Annotated in this window: 24 protein-coding genes; 2 read left to right on the forward strand and 22 right to left on the reverse strand. The window is 62.3% G+C overall.

The features are described from left to right. Positions 1-34 precede the first annotated feature (34 nt). Both PSH66_RS03040 and PSH66_RS03045 read right to left on the reverse strand, forming a co-directional pair. A complete protein-coding gene (locus tag PSH66_RS03040; RefSeq protein ID WP_305428334.1) occupies positions 35-304 on the reverse strand; it encodes a hypothetical protein in 270 nt (89 codons plus the stop codon). Between the two features lie 457 nt (positions 305-761). After that, a complete protein-coding gene (locus tag PSH66_RS03045; protein ID WP_003171428.1) occupies positions 762-2,030 on the reverse strand; it encodes an Hsp70 family protein in 1,269 nt (422 codons plus the stop codon). A gap of 240 nt (positions 2,031-2,270) precedes the next feature. Between PSH66_RS03045 and PSH66_RS03050 the strand changes: the two genes are divergently transcribed. After that, positions 2,271-3,215 carry a DnaJ C-terminal domain-containing protein gene (locus PSH66_RS03050; protein ID WP_078823085.1) on the forward strand — a complete coding sequence of 315 codons (945 nt, stop codon included), beginning with the start codon at positions 2,271-2,273 and terminating at the stop codon, positions 3,213-3,215. 82 nt (positions 3,216-3,297) lie between these two features. On the opposite strand, the gene ureC is transcribed toward PSH66_RS03050, so the two are convergent. From ureC to PSH66_RS03140, 18 genes are all read right to left on the reverse strand, one after another. Beyond that, entirely contained in the window at positions 3,298-4,998 is a 1,701-nt protein-coding gene (gene ureC / locus PSH66_RS03055; protein ID WP_003171431.1) for an urease subunit alpha, read from the reverse strand. A gap of 116 nt (positions 4,999-5,114) precedes the next feature. Then, positions 5,115-5,420: an urease subunit beta gene (locus tag PSH66_RS03060; protein WP_003171432.1), complete on the reverse strand. Its 306-nt coding sequence runs from the start codon at positions 5,418-5,420 to the stop codon at positions 5,115-5,117. Beyond that, positions 5,417-5,950 (reverse strand): N-acetyltransferase, encoded by a 534-nt coding sequence (locus tag PSH66_RS03065; RefSeq protein ID WP_003171434.1) that lies wholly within the window; start codon positions 5,948-5,950, stop codon positions 5,417-5,419. Before PSH66_RS03065 ends, PSH66_RS03060 begins: the two co-directional genes overlap by 4 nt. A 5-nt stretch (positions 5,951-5,955) precedes the next feature. Continuing rightward, positions 5,956-6,468 carry a GNAT family N-acetyltransferase gene (locus PSH66_RS03070; protein WP_003171435.1) on the reverse strand — a complete coding sequence of 171 codons (513 nt, stop codon included), beginning with the start codon at positions 6,466-6,468 and terminating at the stop codon, positions 5,956-5,958. Positions 6,469-6,477: 9 nt separating this feature from the next. Next, positions 6,478-6,780: an urease subunit gamma gene (gene ureA / locus PSH66_RS03075; protein ID WP_003171437.1), complete on the reverse strand. Its 303-nt coding sequence runs from the start codon at positions 6,778-6,780 to the stop codon at positions 6,478-6,480. 81 nt (positions 6,781-6,861) lie between these two features. Then, entirely contained in the window at positions 6,862-7,701 is an 840-nt protein-coding gene (locus PSH66_RS03080) for an urease accessory protein UreD (protein WP_141063016.1), read from the reverse strand. Between the two features lie 31 nt (positions 7,702-7,732). Further along, positions 7,733-8,431, reverse strand: coding sequence for an urea ABC transporter ATP-binding subunit UrtE (gene urtE, locus PSH66_RS03085; protein ID WP_003171441.1), 699 nt, complete (start codon positions 8,429-8,431; stop codon positions 7,733-7,735). A 111-nt stretch (positions 8,432-8,542) separates the two neighbouring features. Beyond that, positions 8,543-9,376 carry an urea ABC transporter ATP-binding protein UrtD gene (gene urtD, locus PSH66_RS03090; RefSeq protein WP_176156592.1) on the reverse strand — a complete coding sequence of 278 codons (834 nt, stop codon included), beginning with the start codon at positions 9,374-9,376 and terminating at the stop codon, positions 8,543-8,545. Continuing rightward, the gene (gene urtC, locus PSH66_RS03095; protein ID WP_305428335.1) at positions 9,373-10,440 is read right to left on the reverse strand and encodes an urea ABC transporter permease subunit UrtC; all 1,068 of its coding nucleotides are present in this window, start codon (positions 10,438-10,440) and stop codon (positions 9,373-9,375) included. The genes urtD and urtC overlap by 4 nt, the downstream gene beginning before the upstream one ends. After that, the gene (gene urtB / locus PSH66_RS03100; protein WP_003171444.1) at positions 10,440-11,942 is read right to left on the reverse strand and encodes an urea ABC transporter permease subunit UrtB; all 1,503 of its coding nucleotides are present in this window, start codon (positions 11,940-11,942) and stop codon (positions 10,440-10,442) included. Before urtB ends, urtC begins: the two co-directional genes overlap by 1 nt. 155 nt (positions 11,943-12,097) lie before the next feature. Continuing rightward, positions 12,098-13,363, reverse strand: coding sequence for an urea ABC transporter substrate-binding protein (urtA, locus tag PSH66_RS03105; RefSeq protein ID WP_003171445.1), 1,266 nt, complete (start codon positions 13,361-13,363; stop codon positions 12,098-12,100). A gap of 212 nt (positions 13,364-13,575) precedes the next feature. After that, positions 13,576-14,952: a PepSY domain-containing protein gene (locus PSH66_RS03110; RefSeq protein WP_003171446.1), complete on the reverse strand. Its 1,377-nt coding sequence runs from the start codon at positions 14,950-14,952 to the stop codon at positions 13,576-13,578. Positions 14,953-15,090: 138 nt separating this feature from the next. Beyond that, positions 15,091-17,157, reverse strand: a complete 2,067-nt coding sequence (locus tag PSH66_RS03115; protein ID WP_305428336.1) for a TonB-dependent copper receptor — start codon at positions 17,155-17,157, stop codon at positions 15,091-15,093. Between the two features lie 94 nt (positions 17,158-17,251). Beyond that, positions 17,252-17,659, reverse strand: a complete 408-nt coding sequence (locus PSH66_RS03120; protein ID WP_305428337.1) for a DUF2946 domain-containing protein — start codon at positions 17,657-17,659, stop codon at positions 17,252-17,254. 11 nt (positions 17,660-17,670) lie between these two features. Further along, positions 17,671-18,153, reverse strand: a complete 483-nt coding sequence (locus tag PSH66_RS03125; protein ID WP_305428338.1) for a copper chaperone PCu(A)C — start codon at positions 18,151-18,153, stop codon at positions 17,671-17,673. Between the two features lie 47 nt (positions 18,154-18,200). Continuing rightward, positions 18,201-18,596 carry a DUF2946 domain-containing protein gene (locus tag PSH66_RS03130; RefSeq protein ID WP_305428339.1) on the reverse strand — a complete coding sequence of 132 codons (396 nt, stop codon included), beginning with the start codon at positions 18,594-18,596 and terminating at the stop codon, positions 18,201-18,203. A gap of 96 nt (positions 18,597-18,692) precedes the next feature. After that, entirely contained in the window at positions 18,693-18,980 is a 288-nt protein-coding gene (locus PSH66_RS03135; RefSeq protein ID WP_078823097.1) for an addiction module antidote protein, read from the reverse strand. Between the two features lie 3 nt (positions 18,981-18,983). Continuing rightward, positions 18,984-19,286, reverse strand: coding sequence for a type II toxin-antitoxin system RelE/ParE family toxin (locus PSH66_RS03140; protein ID WP_003171457.1), 303 nt, complete (start codon positions 19,284-19,286; stop codon positions 18,984-18,986). A gap of 519 nt (positions 19,287-19,805) precedes the next feature. On the opposite strand from PSH66_RS03140, the gene PSH66_RS03145 reads away from it, so the two are divergent. Then, a complete protein-coding gene (locus PSH66_RS03145) occupies positions 19,806-20,042 on the forward strand; it encodes a DUF6124 family protein (protein ID WP_305428340.1) in 237 nt (78 codons plus the stop codon). 54 nt (positions 20,043-20,096) lie between these two features. Here PSH66_RS03145 and PSH66_RS03150 read toward each other — a convergent pair whose 3' ends face one another. After that, complete coding sequence (locus PSH66_RS03150) at positions 20,097-20,816, reverse strand: cobalt-precorrin-6A reductase (RefSeq protein WP_305428341.1); 720 nt, start codon at positions 20,814-20,816, stop codon at positions 20,097-20,099. Further along, positions 20,813-22,018 (reverse strand): precorrin-6y C5,15-methyltransferase (decarboxylating) subunit CbiE, encoded by a 1,206-nt coding sequence (gene cbiE, locus PSH66_RS03155; RefSeq protein ID WP_305428342.1) that lies wholly within the window; start codon positions 22,016-22,018, stop codon positions 20,813-20,815. The genes PSH66_RS03150 and cbiE overlap by 4 nt, the downstream gene beginning before the upstream one ends. Between the last annotated feature and the right edge of the window lie 15 nt (positions 22,019-22,033).

Genomic DNA, 22,033 nt, shown 5'->3' on the forward strand with positions numbered 1-22,033 from the left:
AGGCAGGGCGGCTGAAAAGCCACCCTGTTTGCGCTTAGGCCGCTTGCGAACTTAGCTTGCGGCCAATCACATCCATCAAATCGCACCCATCCCGCAAGGGAATGGCCAGCAGTTGTGCGAAGTCGTGGAGCACGACGGCATCACTGCTGAATTCTTCTCTAAAGGCGATGTTTTCCAGCAATTGAGTTACCGCACGAATGCGGTAGGCAGCGGCGTCGAGAAGGACATCGACTGGGGCTTGGGTGTCGATGGTTAGAGCGGGGATGGTGCAGTCGTGGCCGGTTAGGGGCATGTAGCGATTCATACGTGAAACTCCGTGGACTAAGAGGAGCCCCCACTCATTGTCGCCAAACAATAGGGTGGCAGCTGTACGCAGGTTGGCGAACCGGTCCACGGGGACGGCAGACCCGAAGGTCTCCCGCGCACAGCCGCCATAAATACGGCTTTGCGGGTACAAAAACGCCTGCCAACGAAGCAGGCATTTTTGAGCGTGGATGCAGGTCGCCAAACCTGGTCGCCGTGAGGGCGACGACCGGACTATAAGCTTCATCATGGAAATCGTGCAAGGCGCAGGGCGTGTTGGTTACAACATTCCAAAGTAAGTTCTGTGCAGGCAGGTTTTGGGGCTGCTGCGCAGCCCAACGGGAGCAAGCTCCCTCGCCACAAAGGGGGACGGTGGTGACTCAGGATTTGGTGTACACACGTCAAAAATGTGGGAGCAGGCAAGCCAGCTCCCACATTTGATTTATGGTGTTTGGACGTCAGCAGCCGTAGCGCTTGCTCGCTTCAATCGCCAACCCGCTACCAATACTGCCAAAGATATTCCCTTCCACATGCCGCGCATTCGGCAGCATCGCCGCGATGCTATGACGCAGCGCCGGGATGCCGCTGGAGCCGCCGGTAAAGAACACCGTGTCCACCTGCGCCACGCTCACCGAAGCGTCGTTGAGCAACTGCGTCACGCTGTTGCGCACGCGTTCGAGCAAGGCGTCGATGGACGACTCGAACAACGCCCGGCTCAAATCCACGCTCAGGCCTTTTTCGATACGGTCCAGTGGCACATGACGATTGTCTTCGTGGGTCAGCTGGATCTTGGTTTCTTCAACTTCCATGGCCAGCCAGTGCCCGGCGCGTTGTTCGATCAGCTTGAACAGGCGATCGATGCCGCCGGTGTCTTCGATGTCGTAGCGCATGCTGCCCAGGGCCAGCTGGGATTTTTGCGAGTACACCGAGTTGATGGTGTGCCAGGTGGCCAGGTTCATGTGGTGGCTGGTGGGCATGTAGGCGCCGCTTTTCATGCGGCTGCCGTAGCCGAACAGCGGCATCATGCCTTGCAGGCTGAGCTGTTTATCGAAGTCGGTGCCGCCGATGTGTACGCCGCCGGTGGCGAGGATGTCGCTCTGGCGGTTGTCGTTGTGACGGCGGTCCGGCGACAGGCGCACCAGCGAGAAGTCGGAGGTGCCGCCGCCGATGTCGACGATCAGTACCAGCTCTTCTTTTTCGATGGTGGACTCATAGTCGAACGCCGCGGCAATCGGTTCGTACTGGAACGAGATGTCCTTGAAGCCGATCTTGCGCGCCACGTCGACCAGGGTGTTTTCCGCTTCCTGGTCGGCCATCGGGTCGTCATCGACGAAAAACACCGGGCGGCCCAGTACCACTTCCTCGAACTCACGGCCGGCGTTGGCTTCGGCGCGGCTCTTGAGCTGGCCGATAAACAACGCCAGCAGGTCGGTGAACGGCATCGCCGTACCCAGTACGCTGGTGTCGTGCTTGATCAGCTTGGAACCCAGCAGGCTCTTGAGCGAGCGCATCAAGCGGCCTTCGTAGTTTTCCAGGTACTCGTGCAGCGCCAGGCGACCGTACACCGGGCGACGCTCCTCGAAGTTGAAGAACACCACTGACGGCAAGGTGATCTTGTCGTCCTCCAACGCAATAAGCGTCTCCTGGCCGGGGCGGATCCAGCCGACGGTGGAGTTGGACGTGCCGAAGTCGATGCCGCAGGCACGGGCCGGGGATGGGTTTTTCATGTCTATCGGGTTCCGGTCGAAAAACGGCCGCGCAGTGTATGTCAGTCGAGGGCGGATGCGTAGGCCGACCATCCGTTAAATCGTGCTTGAAAGCGCAGGATTCGCCCCCACATCTGGTGCATACGGCGAGCGCCGATAACACTTTGACGTATCCCCTCCGGCCACAAGATTCAACAGGTGCAAACCATCGCACCTTGTGCCCAGGGCTCTGCGATCTTGATAAAGGAAGGTGAAACCCCGATGGATTTCAAAGATTACTACAAGATACTTGGCGTCGAGCCATCGGCCGACGACAAGGAAATCAAAGCGGCCTACCGCAAGTTGGCGCGCAAATATCACCCGGATGTCAGCAAGGAAAAAGACGCCGAAGCCAAGTTCAAGGACGCGTCCGAAGCCTACGAAGCGCTTAAAAGCGCCGACAAGCGCGCCGAGTACGACGAACTGCGCAAATACGGTCAGCACGGTCAGCCGTTTCAGGGACCACCGGGCTGGCAGAGCCGTGGCGGCTTTGGTGGCGGTGGCGGCGGTGAGGATTTCTCGGACTTCTTCAGCTCGATCTTCGGTGCGCGCGGCGATGCCTTTGGTGGCGGTCAGCGCCGTCCTGCCGGGCGTAAAGGCCAGGACGTGGAGATGCAGCTGTCGGTGTTTCTCGAAGAGACGCTGTCGAGCGAGTCCAAGCAGGTGACCTTCCAGGTGCCGCAATACGATGCCTCGGGCCGGCATGTCAGCAACACCACCAAGAGCCTGAACGTGAAGATCCCCGCCGGCGTGGCCGACGGCGAACGCATTCGCCTCAAGGCCCAGGGCGCACCGGGCATCGGTGGCGGCGCGAATGGCGACCTGTACCTGATCATCAAGTTTGCGCCGCACCCAAAATTCGAAGTGGACGGCGAAAACCTGATCATCAACCTGCCGCTGGCACCCTGGGAATTGGCCCTGGGCACCGAAGTGGCCGTGCCGACCCTGACCGGCAAGATCAACCTCAAAGTGCCGGCCGGCAGCCAGAACGGCCAACGCATGCGCGCCAAGGGCCACGGCTTGCTGAACAAGCAAGGCGAGCGCGGGTTTCTGTTCGTGCAGCTCAAGGCGGTGATGCCGAAAAACAGCGATGAAGAAGTCAAGGCGCTGTGGCAGGAACTGGCCAAAAAGGCCGCGTTCGATCCCCGCGAGGCCTGGAACCACTAATTGCCCGGCAGCCTCCCGCGTGCGGCAGATAGGCCCTGCCGCAAACGGGCGGTGAATAAGCTTTTGAGCTTCATTCACCTCGTCAGAACAAAAAGTACCGCTGCGCCATCGGTAATACCTCGGCCGGTTCGCACCACAGCAACACGCCGTCGGCCTTGACCTGATACGTCTGCGGGTCCACCTCGATATCCGGCAAATAATCGTTGTGGATCAAGTCGGTTTTCTGCACGTCGCGACAGCCTTTGACCACCGCGATCTGCTTTTTCAAACCCAGGGCTTCGGGCAGGCCCGCGTCCGCTGCGGCCTGGCTGATAAAGGTCAGGCTGGTGGCGTGCAGCGAACCGCCGAAGCTGGCGAACATCGGGCGGTAGTGCACCGGTTGCGGCGTCGGGATCGAGGCGTTGGCGTCGCCCATCAGGCTTGAAGCAATCGCGCCGCCCTTGAGGATCAGGGTCGGCTTGATGCCGAAAAATGCCGGACGCCACAGCACCAGGTCGGCCCATTTGCCCACTTCGATGGAGCCGACGATATGGCTCACACCGTGGGTGATCGCCGGGTTGATGGTGTACTTGGCGATGTAGCGCTTGGCGCGGAAATTGTCATTGCCGGGGCCGTCGCCGGGCAGGGCGCCGCGCTGTTTCTTCATTTTGTCGGCGGTCTGCCAGGTGCGCGTGATCACCTCGCCCACGCGCCCCATGGCCTGGCTGTCCGAGCTGATCATCGAGAACGCGCCGAGGTCGTGCAGGATGTCTTCGGCGGCGATGGTCTCGCGGCGGATGCGGCTTTCGGCGAAGGCCACGTCCTCGGCGATGCTCGGGTCCAGGTGATGGCAGACCATCAACATGTCCAGGTGCTCGTCGATGGTGTTGCGCGTGAACGGCCGCGTCGGGTTGGTGGAGCTGGGCAGCACATTGGGGAAGCCGCAGGCTTTGATGATGTCCGGCGCGTGGCCGCCACCGGCGCCCTCGGTATGGTAGGTGTGGATGGTGCGGCCCTTGAGCGCGGCGAGGGTGGTTTCGACGAAACCGGACTCGTTGAGCGTGTCGCTGTGGATCGCAACCTGCACGTCGTATTCGTCGGCGACGCTCAGGCAGTTGTCGATGCTGGCCGGCGTGGTGCCCCAGTCTTCATGCAGTTTCAGGCCAATGGCACCGGCCTTGACCTGTTCGATCAACGGCTCGGGCAGGCTGGCGTTGCCTTTGCCGGTAAAACCGATGTTCATCGCGAATGCATCGCTGGCCTGGAGCATGCGCGCCAGGTGCCATGGGCCTGAGGTGCAGGTGGTGGCGTTGGTGCCGGTGGCGGGCCCGGTGCCGCCGCCGATCATGGTGGTGACGCCGCTGGTCAGCGCTTCTTCGATCTGCTGTGGGCAGATGAAATGCACATGGCTGTCGATGCCACCGGCGGTGAGGATCATGCCTTCACCGGCAATCACTTCGGTGCTGGCGCCGATGGCCATGGTCACGCCCGGTTGAATGTCCGGGTTGCCGGCCTTGCCGATCGCGTGGATGCGCCCGTTCTTCAAGCCGACGTCGGCCTTGACGATGCCCCAATGGTCGATGATCAGCGCGTTGGTGATCAGGGTGTCGACCACTTCGTGGGCGAGCAACTGGCTCTGGCCCTGGCCATCGCGGATCACCTTGCCGCCGCCGAATTTGACTTCTTCACCGTAGACGGTGAAGTCCTGCTCGACTTCGACGAACAGCTCGGTGTCGGCCAGGCGCACCTTGTCGCCGACGGTGGGGCCGTACATGTCGGCATATGCCTGACGGGTGATTTTCATAACCTCGGTCCTCGGATATGAGCTGCAAGTTATTAGCTGCAAGCTTCAAGTAAAAGCAAATGGGGCGCCGCGAGCCGCTTTTTCTTGCAGCTTGCGGCTGATAGCTTGCAGTCGACCTAAAGCTCGCCCATGACTCTTCCCGCAAACCCATAAACTCGCCGCAACCCGCTCAGGTCGACGAGCTCGACAGTCCTCGCCTGCCCCGGCTCAAACCGCACCGCCGTCCCCGCCGGAATATTCAGGCGCATGCCCCGGCTGGCGGCACGGTCAAACTCCAGTGCGTCATTGGTCTCGAAAAAATGGTAATGCGAACCCACCTGGATCGGCCGGTCGCCGCTGTTGGCCACGCTGAGGGTGAGGGTACGGCGGCCGACGTTGAGTTCGATCTCGCCAGGCTGGATCCGATATTCGCCAGGAATCATGCAGGTTGCCCCAGGGTCTTGAAGTAGATGGCGGTCGGGCTGTAGCGCCCGTCCGGGCTTTGGCAGTAATCGGGCAGTTCACCGATCTTGGTGTAGCGCAGCGCCTGGTAGAAAGCTTCGGCGCCGGAGCCGGCTTCGGTGTCCAGGTACAGCAGGCCGCGCTTGTGCTGGCGCGCGGCGAGTTCCAGGGTGTGCATCAATTGCTGGCCCAGGCCATGGCGACGGGCGCTGCTGTGCACCAGCAGTTTTTGCACTTCGGCGCGGTTCAGGCCATTGGCTTTCTGGCACAGCGCCAATTGCACGCTGGCTTGCACCTGCTCGTTACGCACCACCACCCACAGCAACAGGCTGGCGTCTTCGAGACTCGCCTGCACGCCGCTCAAGTAGGCGCGGGCCTGGGCTTCATCGAAGTCGGCCATGAAACCCACCGAGGCGCCATGCTTGACCGCGTCCAGCAACAGCTCGATCAACCCCTGGCGGTAATGGGCAAAGCTCTCGGCATTGACTCGACGCAGTTGCGCAGTGCTCATCGCTGTTACTCCTGGGGCGGTTCGGCGCCCGGGTTCAGGGCCAGTTGCATAAAGGTCAGGTCCAGCCAGCGGCCGAACTTGATGCCCACTTGCGGCATCTGCCCGGTGGTGATGAACCCCAGGCGCTCATGCAGGCGGATCGAGGCCTGGTTGCCGCTTTCGATGGCGGCGACCATCACGTATTTGCCGCCGCTGCGCGCGCGCTCGATCAACACCTGCATCAAGCGCGGGCCCAGGCCCTTGCCGCGTTGGTCATTGCGCACGTACACCGAGTGCTCGACGCTGTAGCGAAAACCTTCGAAGGGCCGCCAATCGCCGAACGAGGCGTAGCCGGTGACTGCATCGTTTTCCACCGCCACCAGGATCGGGTAGCCCAGGGCCTGGCGCGCGTTGAACCATGCCAGGCGGTTGGCCAGGTCCACCGGTTGTTCGTTCCAGATCGCCGTAGTGTTGCGCACCGCATCGTTGTAGATATCGCGAATGGCGGGAAGGTCCTTTTCGGTTGCATCACGAATCATGGCCGGGCCTCAGGCAATCGGTTGGTGGACGGTGACCAGCTTGGTGCCGTCGGGAAAGGTGGCTTCCACCTGGATGTCCGGGATCATTTCCGGGATGCCTTCCATCACCTGCTCGCGGCTGAGCAGGGTGGTGCCGTAGTGCATCAGGTCGGCCACCGTGCGGCCATCGCGGGCGCCTTCCATCAGCGCCGCGGAGATGTAGGCGATGGTTTCCGGGTAGTTGAGCTTCACACCACGCGCCAGGCGGCGCTCGGCGACTAAGCCTGCGGTGAAGATCAGCAGTTTGTCTTTTTCCCGTGGGGTGAGGTCCATGGTTCAAGGTCCTTTAAATGCATTCTTAAATACAATGGAGATCCCTGTGGGAGGGGGCTTGCCCCTCCCACATTTTGATCTTCATGTGCTCCAGATTCGTGGTGAAACAGCTTCCCGGCCTAACACTGCCGGCCGCAACAGCCGCCATAAATCAATCAACCAGCCCCGCGCCAGCAGTGCTTCACCGGCCAGGCAGCGCGCGACCAGCAAGCCCGGCAGTTGGGTCAAATCGCCGCGCACGGTGTTCGGCAGCGAGCGGCATTGTTCAAGCAATTCAGGGGCGATTTCGCCGGTCACCAATAGCGTGGCAAACACCGGCTGCCCATCCAGGCCGATCGGCGAATCCAGCAAGCCGTCGCCGCCGACAATGCGCTGGCGTTCGTGCCAGAGCAACTGGCCGTCGCGGCGGATATCCAGATGGGATTGAAAATGGCCAAGGTCGAAGCGCTCGCCACTGGCTGGGCGACCCAGGGCGACCACGTCCCAGTAGAACAGGCGGGCGTCGCCGTGCAGGTCGATGCGTGTGGTGAGTTCGGCCTGGGCGGCGCTGAACACGATGGTTTCCTGGGGTAGCCACTCCAGCGTGGCGCCCGCTGCGACGCTCAGCTCGAGTTGCTGATACGCCGGGCCGCCGGCGCGGTACCACTTGGCCGCGCCGGGGCTGGTCAATTGGACCCAGGCACCCTCGGCGACATCGGCGCTGATGTCCAGGCGATCCCCGCCGGCAATGCCGCCGGGTGGGTGCACGATGATGTGCTGGCACACCTCGGGGCCTTCGGCGTACAGGTGCTTTTGCACGCGCAGCGGGCCGAGGTGGCGGCGCATTACCGGGCGCGTGGTGTCGCCGAAACGTGCGTAGCCGAGTTCCAGCGCGGCGTGCCAGCTGGGGGTGAACAGGGCAGGGGAAACGGGCAGGTTCATGGTTATGGGCTTATCGTCAGGACGCTACAGATTAGATCGTTACGAGGCCGCGTACACCGTCGCTGTGCATATTTTCGCCACGGCCCTGCTGCACGATTTCACCCCGCGACATCACCAGGTACTGGTCGGCCAGTTCGGCGGCGAAGTCATAGAACTGCTCCACCAATAGAATCGCCATGTCACCGCGTGCCGCGAGCTTCTTGATCACCGCGCCGATTTCCTTGATCACCGAGGGCTGGATGCCTTCGGTGGGTTCATCGAGGATCAACAGGCGTGGGCGGCTGGCCAAGGCGCGGCCGATGGCCAACTGTTGCTGCTGGCCGCCGGACAAGTCGCCGCCGCGCCGATGCTTCATCTGCAGCAACACCGGAAACAGATCGTAGATGAACGCCGGCACTTCCTTGGCTTCGGAGGCAGGGAAACGCGACAGGCCCATCAACAGGTTTTCTTCCACCGTCAGCCGCCCGAAAATCTCGCGGCCCTGGGGCACGTAGGCGATGCCCGCGTGCACGCGCTGGTGCGGCTTGAAACCGGTGATGGCGCGACCTTCCCAATTCACCGCGCCTTCCTTGGCCGGCAGCAAACCCATCAGGCACTTGAGCAGGGTGGTCTTGCCCACGCCGTTACGGCCGAGCAGGCAGGTCACTTCGCCAATCTTCGCGTCAAACGACAGCCCGCGCAGGATGTGACTACCGCCGTAGTATTGGTGCAGCTTGTCGACTTGCAGCATTCTCAAAACCTCCTCAAATCGTGCAAGTATCCAGGCTTTTGTGGTGAGCAGGCTTGCCCTGCGCGGGGCAAGCCCGCTCACCACAAAAGCCGGCGCCTACATAAAGCTTATTCAGCGGCCGAGGTACACCTCGATCACGCGCTCGTTTTCCTGCACCTGCGCAAGCGAGCCTTCAGCCAGCACGCTGCCCTGATGCAACACCGTCACATGGTCGGCAATCGAGCCGACAAAGCCCATGTCGTGTTCCACCACCATCAACGAATGCTTGCCCGCCAGGCGCTTGAACAGTTCGGCGGTGAATTCGGTTTCGGCGTCGGTCATGCCCGCCACCGGTTCGTCCAGCAGCAACAGTTGCGGGTCCTGCATCAGCAGCATGCCGATTTCCAGGAACTGCTTCTGGCCGTGGGACAGCAGGCCGGCCGGGCGATGCACCGACGCGGTAAGACGGATGGTGTCGAGCACTTCATCGATACGGTCTTTCTGTTCGCCGCTCAGGCGTGCACGCAGGCTGGCCCATACCGACTTGTCGGTCTTCTGCGCCAGCTCCAGGTTTTCGAACACGCTGAGGGCTTCGAACACCGTGGGTTTCTGGAACTTGCGGCCGATGCCGGCCTGGGCGATCTGCACTTCGCTCATGCCGGTCAAGTCCAGGGTTTCGCCAAACCAGGCATTGCCGTGGCTGGGCCGGGTCTTGCCGGTGATCACGTCCATCAGCGTGGTCTTGCCCGCGCCGTTGGGGCCGATGATGCAGCGCAACTCACCCACGCCGATATACAGGTTGAGGTCGTTGAGCGCCTTGAAACCGTCGAAGCTGACGCTGATGTCTTCCAGGGTCAGGATCGTGCCGTGACGCGTGTTGAGGCCCTTGCCCGCGGCCTGGCCGATGCCGATCGCATCGCGGCCGCTGCCTGCATCGAAGATAGGTTCAAGCATGACGTTCCTCATTTCTTCAGCAGGCCGATAACGCCCTTGGGCAGGTACAGGGTGACGATGATGAACAGCGCCCCGAGGAAGAACAGCCAGTACTCCGGGAAGGCCACGGTGAACCAGCTCTTCATGCCATTGACCACTCCGGCGCCGAGCAACGGGCCGATCAGCGTGCCGCGCCCGCCCAAGGCCACCCACACGGCGGCTTCGATGGAGTTGGTCGGCGACATCTCGCTGGGGTTGATGATGCCCACCTGCGGCACATACAACGCCCCGGCCAAACCGCACAGCACGGCGCTCAACACCCACACGAACAGCTTGAAACCACGCGGGTCGTAGCCGCAGAACATCAGGCGGTTCTCGGCATCGCGCAGCGCGGTCAGCACGCGGCCGAACTTGCTTTGCGCCAGGCGCCAGCCGATATACAGGCTGGCCACCAACAGCAGTACCGTGGCGGTAAACAGCACCGCGCGGGTGCCCGGTTCGGTGATGCCGAAGCCCAGGATGCTGCGAAAGTTGGTGAAGCCGTTATTACCGCCAAAGCCGGTTTCGTTGCGAAAGAACAACAGCATCCCGGCGAAGGTCAGGGCCTGGGTCATGATCGAGAAATACACGCCCTTGATCCGCGAGCGGAAGGCGAAGAACCCGAACACCAACGCCAGCAACCCCGGCGCCAAGACCACCAGGCACAAGGCCCAGAGGAAGTGATCGGTGCCGGCCCAATACCAGGGCAGTTCGGTCCACGACAGAAACGTCATGAACGCCGGCAGCTCACTGCCGGCGGCCTGGCGCATCAGGTACATGCCCATCGCATAACCGCCGAGGGCAAAAAACAAACCGTGGCCGAGCGACAGCATCCCGGCGTAGCCCCACACCAGGTCCAGGGCCAGCGCGACGATGGCGTAGCAGAGGATCTTGCCCACCAATGTCAGGGTGTACGCTGATACGTGCAGCGGGTTTTCCGGCGACAGCAGCGAGCACAACGGCAAGGCCAGCAGCAGGGCCAGGATGACCGTGCCGACGGCAATCGTCGCCTTGGGGCCGGCCTTTCGAGCGGCCGTAAGCATCAATGGCTGGTTCATCAGTCGATCACCCGTCCTTTCAGTGCGAAGAGTCCCTGCGGGCGTTTCTGGATAAACAGAATGATCAGCGCGAGGATCAGGATCTTGCCGAGCACGGCACCGATCTGCGGCTCAAGAATCTTGTTGGCGATGCCCAGACCGAAGGCCGCCGTGACGCTGCCGGCCAACTGGCCGACACCGCCGAGCACCACCACCAGGAACGAGTCGATGATGTAGCTCTGGCCCAGGTCCGGGCCGACGTTGCCGATCTGGCTCAGCGCCACGCCGCCCAGGCCTGCGATGCCGGAGCCGAGGCCAAAGGCGAGCATGTCCACGCGCCCGGTAGGCACGCCGCAGCAGGCCGCCATGTTGCGGTTCTGCGTGACCGCGCGCACGTTGAGGCCCAGGCGCGTCTTGTTCAGCAGCAGCCAGGTCAGCACCACCACGAACAGCGCGAAGGCGATGATCACGATGCGGTTGTACGGCAGCACCAGGTTGGGCAGCACCTGGATGCCGCCGGACAGCCATTGCGGGTTGGCCACTTCAACGTTCTGTGCGCCGAACACCAGGCGCACCAGTTGGATCAGCATCAGGCTGATGCCCCAGGTAGCCAGCAGGGTTTCCAGGGGGCGGCCGTACAGGTGACGAATCACCGTGCGCTCCAGCGCCATGCCGATGGCGGCGGTGACAAAAAACGCCACCGGCAGCGCAATCAGCGGGTAGAACTCGATGGCCGCGGGTACGTAGCGCTGCATCAGCAACTGCACCACATAGGTCGAGTAGGCGCCGAGCATCAGCATCTCGCCGTGGGCCATATTGATCACGCCGAGCAGGCCGAAGGTGATCGCCAGCCCCAGCGCCGCGAGCAACAGGATCGAACCCAGCGACATGCCGCTGAAGGCCTGGCCGAGGATCTCGCCCAGCATCAGTTTGCGTTTGACCTGGGCCAGGCTGGTCTCGGCGGCGGTGTGCACGCCGGCATCGGTTTCGACACCGGGGGCGAGCAGGGCTTCCAGGCGCGTGCGCGCCAGCGGGTCGCCGGTGCTGCCGAGCAAGCGTACAGCGGCCAGGCGCACCACGGGGTCGGGATCGACCAGTTGCAGGTTGGCCAGGGCCAGGCTCAGGGCCGTGTGCACGCCTTCATCGGTTTCAGCGGCGACTTGCTGGTCGAGGAATTTAAGTTGCGCCGGTTGCGCGCTCTTTTGCAGGGTTTGCGCAGCCGCCAGGCGCACCTTGGGGTCAGCGGCGAGCAATTGCTGGCTGGCTTGTACGTTGTCGATCAAGCCACGCAGGCGGTTGTTCAGGCGTACGGTCTTGGTTTCACCGTTGAGCGTGAGCTGACCTTGTTGCAGGGCGTCCACCAACTCGATGCGCGCCGGGTCGGGCTGGGCGGCCCAGTCCTGGAGCAGCTTGGCTTGTTGCGTCGGGTTGGCGGCCAGGAAGTCTTCGGCGTCGCCGGCATGTACCGCCAAAGGCAGCAATAGCAGGGCCGTGAGGATGAAACGGTGCAGGGCAGTGGGCATAACAGGTTGTCCTGATCTTGCGGGGGACAGTGTGGGAGGGGCGGTGCGACGATTCGACTTGCCCCCGATGGCGGTGCATCAGTCAGCACATGCAGTGCCTGACACTCAGCTATCGGGGGCAATCCCCCTCGCACATTTTTGATCTGTCGTGAGACTTAGTTGCTCTTCACCGCGTAGTCCGGCTTTTTGTCATTACCCGGAATGTACGGGCTCCACGGCTGCGCGCGGATCGGCTCCTGGGTCTGCCACACCACCGAGAACTGCCCGTCGGCCTGGATTTCACCGATCATCACCGGCTTGTGCAGGTGGTGATTGGTCTTGTCCATGGTCAGGGTGAACCCCGACGGCGCGGCGAAGGTCTGGCCGGCCAGCGCTTCACGCACTTTGTCGACGTCGGTGGACTTGGCTTTTTCCGCCGCCTGCGCCCACATATGGATGCCCACGTAGGTGGCTTCCATCGGGTCGTTGGTCACCGCTTTGTCGGCGCCCGGCAGGTTGTGTTGCTTGGCGTAGGCTTTCCAGTCGGCGACGAATTTCTTGTTCACTGGGTTCTCCACCGACTGGAAGTAGTTCCACGCGGCGAGGTTGCCCACCAGCGGTTTGGTGTCGATGCCGCGCAGTTCTTCTTCGCCCACGGAGAACGCCACTACCGGTACGTCGGTGGCCTTCAAGCCCTGGTTGGCCAGCTCTTTGTAGAACGGCACGTTGGAGTCGCCGTTCACGGTGGAGATCACCGCGGTCTTGCCGCCGGCGGAGAACTTCTTGATGTTGGCGACGATGGTCTGGTAGTCCGCATGGCCGAACGGGGTGTAGACCTCTTCGATGTCTTTGTCCGCCACGCCTTTGGAATGCAGGAACGAACGCAGGATCTTGTTGGTGGTGCGTGGGTACACATAGTCAGTGCCCAGCAGGAAGAAGCGCTTGGCGCCGCCGCCTTCTTCGCTCATCAGGTACTCCACCGCCGGGATCGCCTGCTGGTTCGGCGCCGCACCGGTGTAGAACACGTTCGGCGACATCTCTTCGCCTTCGTATTGCACCGGGTAGAACAACAGGCCGTTGAGTTCTTCGAACACCGGCAACACGGATTTGCGCGACACCGAGGTCCAGCAGCCGAACACCACGGCGACCTTGTCCTGGGTCAGCAACTGCCGGCCTTTTTCGGCGAACAGCGGCCAGTTGGACGCCGGGTCGACCACCACCGGTTCAAGCATCTTGCCATTCACCCCGCCCTTGGCGTTGATCTCGTCGATGGTCATCAACGCCATGTCCTTGAGGGACGTTTCGGAGATGGCCATGGTGCCGGACAACGAGTGCAGGATGCCGACCTTGATGGTCTCGGCGGCCTGTACGGTCCAGGTCAGGCCCATGGCGACGATGGATGCCGACAGGGTGAAAGCCTTGATCAAGCTGCGACGCTTCATTGGTGTGTTCTCCGTGAACCCGGTGTTGTTGTTGAGTAGCGCGAGGTTGATCAGGGCGTTTGCAAGGGTTGTGCCTGCTCCGTGGCAGGCGTGTGCGGCGCCGCTTTGAGCGCCTGGTGATATGCGAGCAAGCACCGAAATGGCGCCACAAATGCACGGCGGTGCGTGGGCGGCACCGTCACGGTGCGTGGAGGGTGCGGCGCTGATGAACGCTAAGCAGGTGTGCTATCCCTTTGGCTGAACAACCGCGCCAATACCAGGCGGTCCAGAACCCAAATCAGGATCAATGAAGCGCCGACCAGAGGGAACATAATCGCCAAGCCCAGCATGATGACCATCGCGGTTTTCCACTTCGGCACGTCATGACGCAACGGCGGAACGCCCAGGCCACCCTGGGGCCGGCGCTTCCACCAGATCACCACGCCACTGACCGCGCTGAGCAGGATCATCAGGCAGACCACCAGCACGATCAGTTGGTTGACCCAGCCGAACATCTTGCCTTCGTGCAGCATCACGCCGGTCTCGGTGGCGCGGGCGACGAGGTTGTAGTGTTCCCAGCGCACGTCGGCCAGGACCTTGCCGGTGTACTGGTCCACGTGCAGGGTGGCATCAAAGCGCGGGTCGTCGGCGAACACGGCAATGGTGAATACGCCGTCGGCGGTGGTGGGGAAGGTGATGCTGTAGCCGGGCTCGACCTTGCGGGCGGTGGCCAGGTCCACCACCTGTTGCAGGCGTAGGGTGGGCGCGGCGGGGGCCGAGTGCATCGCGCCGTGGTTCATGTGTTCGGCATGGTCGCCGGACATCGGCATCGGCGTGTTTTCCATGGCCCAGGGCACGGTCTGTTGCGTTGCGGTGTTGAGGACGCGGGCCTGCTGATCGGACTGTGGCACGTCGTTCCACATGGCGGCCGGAAAGCGGTTCCACAGGTCGGCGTATTGCTTGCCCCAGAAGCCGGTCCAGGTCATGCCGCTGAGCAGCATCACCAGCAAGAACGCCGCGCCCCAGAAGCCGGCGACGGCATGCATATCGCGCCAGAACAGCCGGCCACGGCTGTTAAAACGTGGCCACAACACCCCCCCCGAAGACTTGCCGCGCGGCCACCACAGGTACAGGCCCGACACGACGAGCATCACGCCCCAACCGGCGGCGAGTTCCACCAGTCGGTCGCCGACGGTGCCAATCATCAGCTCACCGTGCAGTGCGCGGGCGATGGCTTGCAGGTTGTATTTCGCGTCCTGCTCGCCGAGCACGGTGCCGCGGTAGGGATCGACGAACACCGTGATTTCGCGGCCGCCGTTGTGCATCACAAATTGCGCGCTGCTGGTGGCGTCGGCGGGTGGCAGGTATTTGCTGATTGCGCCTTGGGGGTAGGTCGCCTTGGCGCGTTGCAGTTGTTCGTCGGCGCTCAGTGCGTGTTCGGCGGCGGGGACGGTCAGCAGGTGGCCGTACATCAGTGGGTCGAGCTGCGGTTTGAACAGGTAGATGATGCCGGTGATTGCCAGCAGCACCATGAAGGGGGCGACGAAGAGGCCGGCGTAGAAGTGCCAGCGCCAGGCCAGGTTGTAGAAGGAGATTTTTTGCTTGTTCATCAAGGATGCTCCGCAAAGCTTAAATTTTTGTAGTGACTCAGGCCGCCATCGGGAGCAAGCCTCTTCCCACATTTGAATGCGTTCACATATCAAAATGTGGGAGGGGCGGTGCGACGATTCGACTTGCTCCCGATGCTTTTAGAAGCTCATGTCCACCTTGGTCCAAAGGGTCCGCCCCGGCTCCTTGATGGCCTGCGGGTCGTTGGCCGGGTAGCCGAACCCTGCATTGCCCGCCAGGTTCAGGTGCTCGGCGTAGGCTTTGCCGAACAGGTTGTCGACGCCGGTGCTGACCTTGAAGTTTTTATTGATGCGGTACGCCGCGTTCAGCGAGAACACGCCAAAACCGCCGCTCTTGTCGTAGTCCTTGCCGACCACGTTGCCCTTGTTCGGGTCGATACGGTTTTGCGCGGCCACCACGCGCCACAGGGCACCGGCGCTCCAGTCGTCTTCGCTGTAGGTGAGGCCCAGGCGTGCATCCAACGGCGGCATTTGCGGCAGGGGCTTGCCGTCGCTGCTGTTCTTGCCCCAGGCGTAGGCGAGGGTGGCGTCGGCTTTCCAGTGGCGGGTCAGCGTGTACGCTGCACCGAGTTCGCCGCCCATGATGCGCGCGTCGACATTGCGCGCCTGGGAGGTGGTGCCCATCATTCCCGGTCGGTAGTCGAACAGGATGAAATCGCGCACCTGGCCGACATAGCCCGAGGCCCAGGCTTCGAGGTTGTCGGTTTTGTACTGCGCGCCGAAGTCCAGTTGGGTGGTCTTCTCCGGCTTCACGCCGTCGAAGGCATTCACTGAGCCGGCGGCGCCAGTGTTGGGGGAGAACAGCTCCCAATAATCCGGGAAACGTTCGGCGTGGCCCAGGCCGGCGTAGAGGGTGGTGGGGCTGTCGGCCAGGTCGTGTTCGTAGCGCACAAAACCCGAGGGCAGGGTGTCGGCGCGGGTGTCGTCGGCGGTCGGATTAGGGCGTGACATCATTCCCGAGCCCGTGCGTTGACGAAAATCCTTGGCCGAGGCGCGGTCCAGGCGCGCGCCGCTGATCAGGCGGTCGCGGTCGGCGGCGTACCAGGTCAGTTCGCCGAACACGCCATAGTTGTGGAAGTTGGCGTCCTTGGTGCGCGGCAGGTCCTTGTAGGTGTCGATGCCCATGCTGCTGCGTGCGCGGTGTTCGTTGGTCTGTGCATCCAGGCCGCCGATCAATTGCAGGTCGGCCCAGCGCCAGGTGGCCTTGACCCGCGCACCGAGGGTGCGGCGGTCGACGTTGGAGGCCATCGGCCCCGCCATCATCCCGGTGCCCGAGGGCGTGCGCAGGCTGTAGTTGTCCATCACATGGTCGGCGTAGTTGTAGTAGATCTGGGCTTCTACCTTGTCCAGCACCTCGCCGATATTGGATTTTTCGAAGCGCAGGCCGAGGCTTTCGCGCAGGAACTGCGAGCCGTCCATACCGCGCCCGGCGTAGCGCGCTTCGCCGTCGCCACGGCCGGCGGTGAGTTCCAGCAGGGTGTCGGCGTCCGGGGTGAACCCCACCGCCACGTCGCCGTTCCACTTGTCGTAGCGCGAGGCGACGGTGTCATTGTTGCCGTCCTTGTAATCGTCGGCGTGGGCCTGGTTGCCGATCACCCGCACATAGCCCAGCGGCCCGCCGGCGGCGGCGTCGATGACCTTGTCGAAACGTCCGTTGGAGGCGGCCAGCACACTCGCATTGAGCCGTGTCCCCAGCTCACCGAAGTGTTCCGGCTCACGCTCGAACAGGATCGTGCCGGCCGAGGCGCCGGGGCCCCAGAGTACGGTTTGCGGGCCCTTGATCACCGTGAGGGTGTCGTAGGTTTCCGGGGAAATGTACGAGGTGGGCGCATCCATGCGGCCGGGGCAGGCGCCGAGCATCATGCTGCCGTTGGTGAGGATATTCAGGCGCGAGCCGAACATGCCGCGCAGCACCGGGTCGCCATTGGTACCGCCGTTGCGCACCAGGGCGAAGCCGGGGATGGTCTTGAGGTAGTCGCCGCCATCGCTGGCGGGCACCGGTTGGCGCGGGTCCTTGGGGTTTGTGATCACGGTCAGCGGCGAGCTGGGAGCGATCGCGGTGATCACGGTGGGGCTCAGTTCGTGCTCATGCTCGTCGGCATGGACCTGGGGCGTCAGCAACGCGCCGCATAAAACGGCGAGCACGGGGGTACATCCCAATCGGGTGTCGGCAGAAAACCTGGACATGACAAATTCCATCAATCAAATCGTAAACAACACGGCCAGCAGCCTATGGCTGTCTGTCTAAAGTCGGCCGGGGTGAAGTAACGGTGTCAGGTGCTTACGCGGCGATGGGCGGCGCGCGGCTGCGGGCGCCGGGGAAGATGCTCCGCCGGGCATGGCCCAGGCGCGTGGCGGGGGTGAGGGCATTGGCCGGCGGCGGGGTGCCGAGGGCCACGAATGACACGCTGCCGGGCAGGGCGGGGCAACTGAACAGCAGGTCGCAATAACCGCACTTGGCCCACAGGGCGTGATGTTCGGCCGGGGCTTTAGGGTGATGGGATTCGCCATGTTCGCCCGGCATGTCCATGGACATGCTCATCGGCATCGACATACCGGCGTGATGGTCCATCGGCATCGCTTGGGAAATCAGCGGACCGATAAAGATCATCAGCATGGCGAACAGGCTGATCCAACTGCCGCGCTTCACGCGGTGGTGTGGAGAGAGCCTGGCGCGAGGGGCGCCCATTGGGTGTTGGCCTATTGAGCGTGCTTATGCTCGTGAGTGGCCATCGGCGGCATCTTTTGTACCGACACTTGCACCTCGACCTTGCCGGCTTTTTCGAAGGTCAGGGTCAGTGGGAATTGTTTGCCGTCGGCCAACAGGCTGCGGTCTTTGATGCCCAGCAACATCACGTGGTAGGCCATGGGCGCGAAGGTCAACTCGCCTTTGGCCGGTACGGCGACATTCGGCACCTGTTGCATTTTCATCAGGTCACCCTGCATCACATGCTCATGCAGCTCTGCTTTTTCCGCCAAGGAGGTGTCGGCGCCGAGCAGGCGATCCGGGGTGGCGCCGGTGTTATGAATCACAAAGTACGCCGCGACGGTGGGCGCATTGGGCGGCAACGCCTGGGACCAGGGATCGCTGATCAGCAGGTCGCCGGTCTTGTAGTCTTCGGCATTGGCGGCACTGAACACCGGCAGCAGCAATGCGGCCAGAAGCAGGGAAGATTTAAGCATGGCAGTTCTCCAGAACGGTTCTAAACGCAGTTCACTTGCGAAGAAGATCAGACCGTTGGAGAGGCGCGTGGGTTGAGGCTCGGCCATTGCTGGCGCGGGGTTGGCGGCGCCGTTGACGGTGGCGGCAGGCTCTGGACCGCCTCGAACCGCGTGACATACAACTGCGGCACATGCCCCGGCAACGCCACCAACGGCGCCCCGCCGGAGCAACACCAGCAATGCTGCATGGTGGAATGATCGTCCTGTTGCGGCGCCGGAATTTCCAGTTTGCCCAGGGCAATCGTCTTCAGGCTTGCGCCATTGGAAGAGCAGAACCCGCCCCACATCAGCTGCTTGAGCGGATCGTCCGTCTGCTGCATCGCACTGGCCAGCGGCATGGCAAAGGCGTTGAACAGCACTGCAAGGCAGGCGATCCAGGCAATTGCAAAGCGTTGACGGGCCATGGCGGACAATCCGTAGGGTTAAAGGAGCAGGCGGGTATTTAGCCTGATCGCAGGGGATAAGTAAAAAGGGGCGGTGTGGTTTGGTGTCGCAGTGGCTCAGACCGCCTTGGCGTGAAGCTTGAGGCCCAGAGCTTTCATAACTTTCATGATAGTCGCGAATTCGGGATTGCCAGTGCTGGAGAGGGCTTTGTACAGACTTTCTCGTCCGAGGCCGGCGTCGCGGGCTATTTGGGTCATGCCTTGGGCGCGGGCGATATTGTTGAGCGCTGAGCGAATCAGCAATCCGTCACCGGCGTCCTCCTCGAAAGAAGCTTCGAGATACTCCGCCATGTCCTCAGGGGTCGTCAGATGCTCGGCTATATCGAAATCTTTAAATTGAGTCATGGGTCACTCCTTTTTCTCAAATTCATCGGCAATTTCTTTAGCGCGCTCGATGTCGCGTTTTTGCGTTGATTTATCGCCACCTATCAACAGTAGGTAAACCACCTCACCTATACGCTTGAAGTACACCCGGTATCCAGGGCCGTAGTGGATGCGCATTTCGGATACGCCATTTCCGACGTTTACGCAGTCTCCAAAATTGCCCATTCTTGCGTTATCCAATCTTGTCAGTACGCGTCCATGGGCGGGTTTACTGCGTAGCGAATAAAGCCATTCCTGAAACTCATCAGATCTCTTGAAGTGAATCATCTAGGATCGTATTCCTTGGGATACATATTGGCAAGTTGTGACGCGCTGCAAAAGCAGTGCATCCCCATCGCGGGCGCCGGAGCAAAACCGCGAGAGGGGAGGTTAGGGCGGGAGCTTTTGGCTGAGCCAGCCAGCTTGTTCGGAAGTGTTTGTAGGGGGATTCGGCTTTCTACGGTCAAGCCTGAGAGCCGGCCGTTCGGCTGGTTATTCGTATAAACAGAAATTTCCGACAAGGTTTTGAGGTTGTCCCTAGGACACTCGATCTCTAGTCTCCGTACACCGCTGCAAGCGCAGCGGTCGGGCGTCGCGGCCCGGTTTACCAATGCGCCTATGCGCCATTGTCCGCTTTCAGTTGGCGCTTTTTTATCGTCTACTGTGCGGCGTTATGGTGGCTGTGCGCGGGATACCTTCGGGTATGCCGGGTTCATTGGTAACCGGTCCGCGAACCTGCGTACAGCTGCCACCCCCTATCGCGTCGCGGCGATCAGTGGCAGCTCCACTTACCAATGGAACTTCACAATGATTAAACACACCCCCAATCCGCCCATCCGCCTGTTCACCATTGCCGACGGCATCAGCGCCGAAGACCTGCTGGTCAACCTTAGCGAAACACTGGCATCGGCCAACGCGCTTAGCTGTGACCTGGCGTTTGATTTGGAGGGCCCGAAACGAGAGGAGTTGCTCGGCGTTGCGCAGTTGATCGAGCTGGCGCAGTTGCTGGCGGATCGCGTGCAGACGGCAGCAGTAGCTGGATGACGCAGTTTTAAATGTGGGAGGGGGCAAGCCCCTCCCACATTGGATCGGTGGTGTTTAAAGAAGGGTGATTGCCTGTAATGCCGACGCGACCGTTGGGAACTCCCGGTCTACGCGCGCCAACACCGGCCGCTTCAACACCAACACCGGCACACCACGCTCCCGTGCCACTTCCAGCTTGGGTTCGGTGGCCGTGCTGCCGCTGTTTTTGCTGATCAACACATCAATCTTTCGTCGTTCAAACAACGCCCGTTCGTCCTCAATCAGAAACGGCCCACGCGCCCCTATCACTTCACACCGTTCATTGCCCGGATACACGTCCAGCGCCCGCAATGTCCAGAACTGCTCGACGGGGACTTCATGGAGATGCTGCAACGGTTCGCGGCCCAAGGTGAACAGTGGCCGCTTGAAGGGTTTCAGTGCTTCGTTCAGCTCAGCCCAGTCAGCGACCTCCCGCCAATCGTCACCGGCCTGCGGTTGCCACGCCGGGCGACGCAATGCCCAGCACGGCACACCGCTCAACTGTGCAGCCTCGGCGGCATTGCGGCTGATCTGCGCGGCATACGGATGGGTCGCGTCGAGAATCAAGCTGATACCTTCATCGCCAACGAACTGCGCCAACCCCTCGGCACCGCCATAACCACCGACACGCACCTGGCAGGTGAGGTCAGTCGGCACACGGCCGACCCCGGCCAGGCTGTAGATATGTTGCGGGCCTAATGTGCGGGCGATGGCCAACGCTTCAGTCACGCCCCCCAGCAACAGAATCCGTTTCATAGCGGCTTGACCACGTCCAACAACGTAATCGGCAACGCCTGGCGCCACGTATCAAACTCCCCCAACGGCTGCGCCTGGGCCACGTGGATGCGGGTCAGTTCGCCGCCATGTTGAGCGCGCCAGTTCATCAAGGTCATTTCGCTTTGCAGGGTCACGGCATTGGCGACCAACCGTCCACCGGGCCGCAATTGTTGCCAGCAGGCGTCGAGCACGCCGTCGCGGGTGACGCCGCCGCCGATGAAGATGGCGTCGGGTGTCGGCAGCCCGTGCAACGCGTCCGGGGCTGTGCCGCGAACCAGATGCAGGCCGGGCACGCCGAGGGCGTCGCGGTTGTGTTCGATCAGGCCTTGGCGGCCTTCGTCGGCTTCAATCGCCAGCGCTCGGCAACTGGGATGCGTGCGCATCCACTCGATACCGATGGAGCCGCTGCCCGCGCCCACGTCCCACAGTAGTTCGCCCGGCATCGGCGCGAGGCGGGCGAGGGTCATGGCGCGCACATCGCGTTTGGTCAGTTGGCCGTCGTGCCGGAAGGCGGAGTCCGGCAGGCCGGCCAGACGCGACAGGCGTGGGGTGTCGCTGGAGGCCAGGCAGTCGATGGCAACCAGGTTCAGATCGGCCGTGCTCAAGTGTTGCCAGTCGGCGGCCAGGCCGTCGAGGCGCCGCTCGTTCGCGCCGCCCAAGTGTTCAAACACCGTTAACTGGCTGGGTCCAAACCCGGCCTCCGTCAATAACGCGGCAATCAACGCGGGGCTGCCACCGTCATTGCTCAGCACTAACAAGCGCACACCGCTGGCCAGGTGCGCATTGATTGCCGCGAAGGGCCGCGCCACCACGGATAATGTCACCACGTCCTGTAACGGCCAGCCCAAACGCGCGGCGGCCAGGGACACCGATGACGGCGCCGGCAAGATCAGCAACTCTTCAGCCGCGATCTGCCGCGCCAAGCTGGCGCCCACGCCATAGAACATCGGGTCGCCACTGGCCAGCACACACACCGGTTCGCCACGCTTTGCCAGCACCGGTTCCAGGGAAAACGGGCTCGGCCACAGCTGGCGCTCGCCACGAATACACACCGGCAACAGGTCCAACTGGCGCTGAGCACCTATAATCCGCGTGGCGCGCAACAGGGCGTGCCGGGCATTCCTGCCCAGCCCCTTGAAGCCGTCTTCACCGATGCCTACAACCGTCAGCCAGGGCGACATAGCAATTCCTTGAGC

Source organism: Pseudomonas sp. FP597 (assembly GCF_030687435.1).
Classification (GTDB): domain Bacteria; phylum Pseudomonadota; class Gammaproteobacteria; order Pseudomonadales; family Pseudomonadaceae; genus Aquipseudomonas; species Aquipseudomonas lactucae.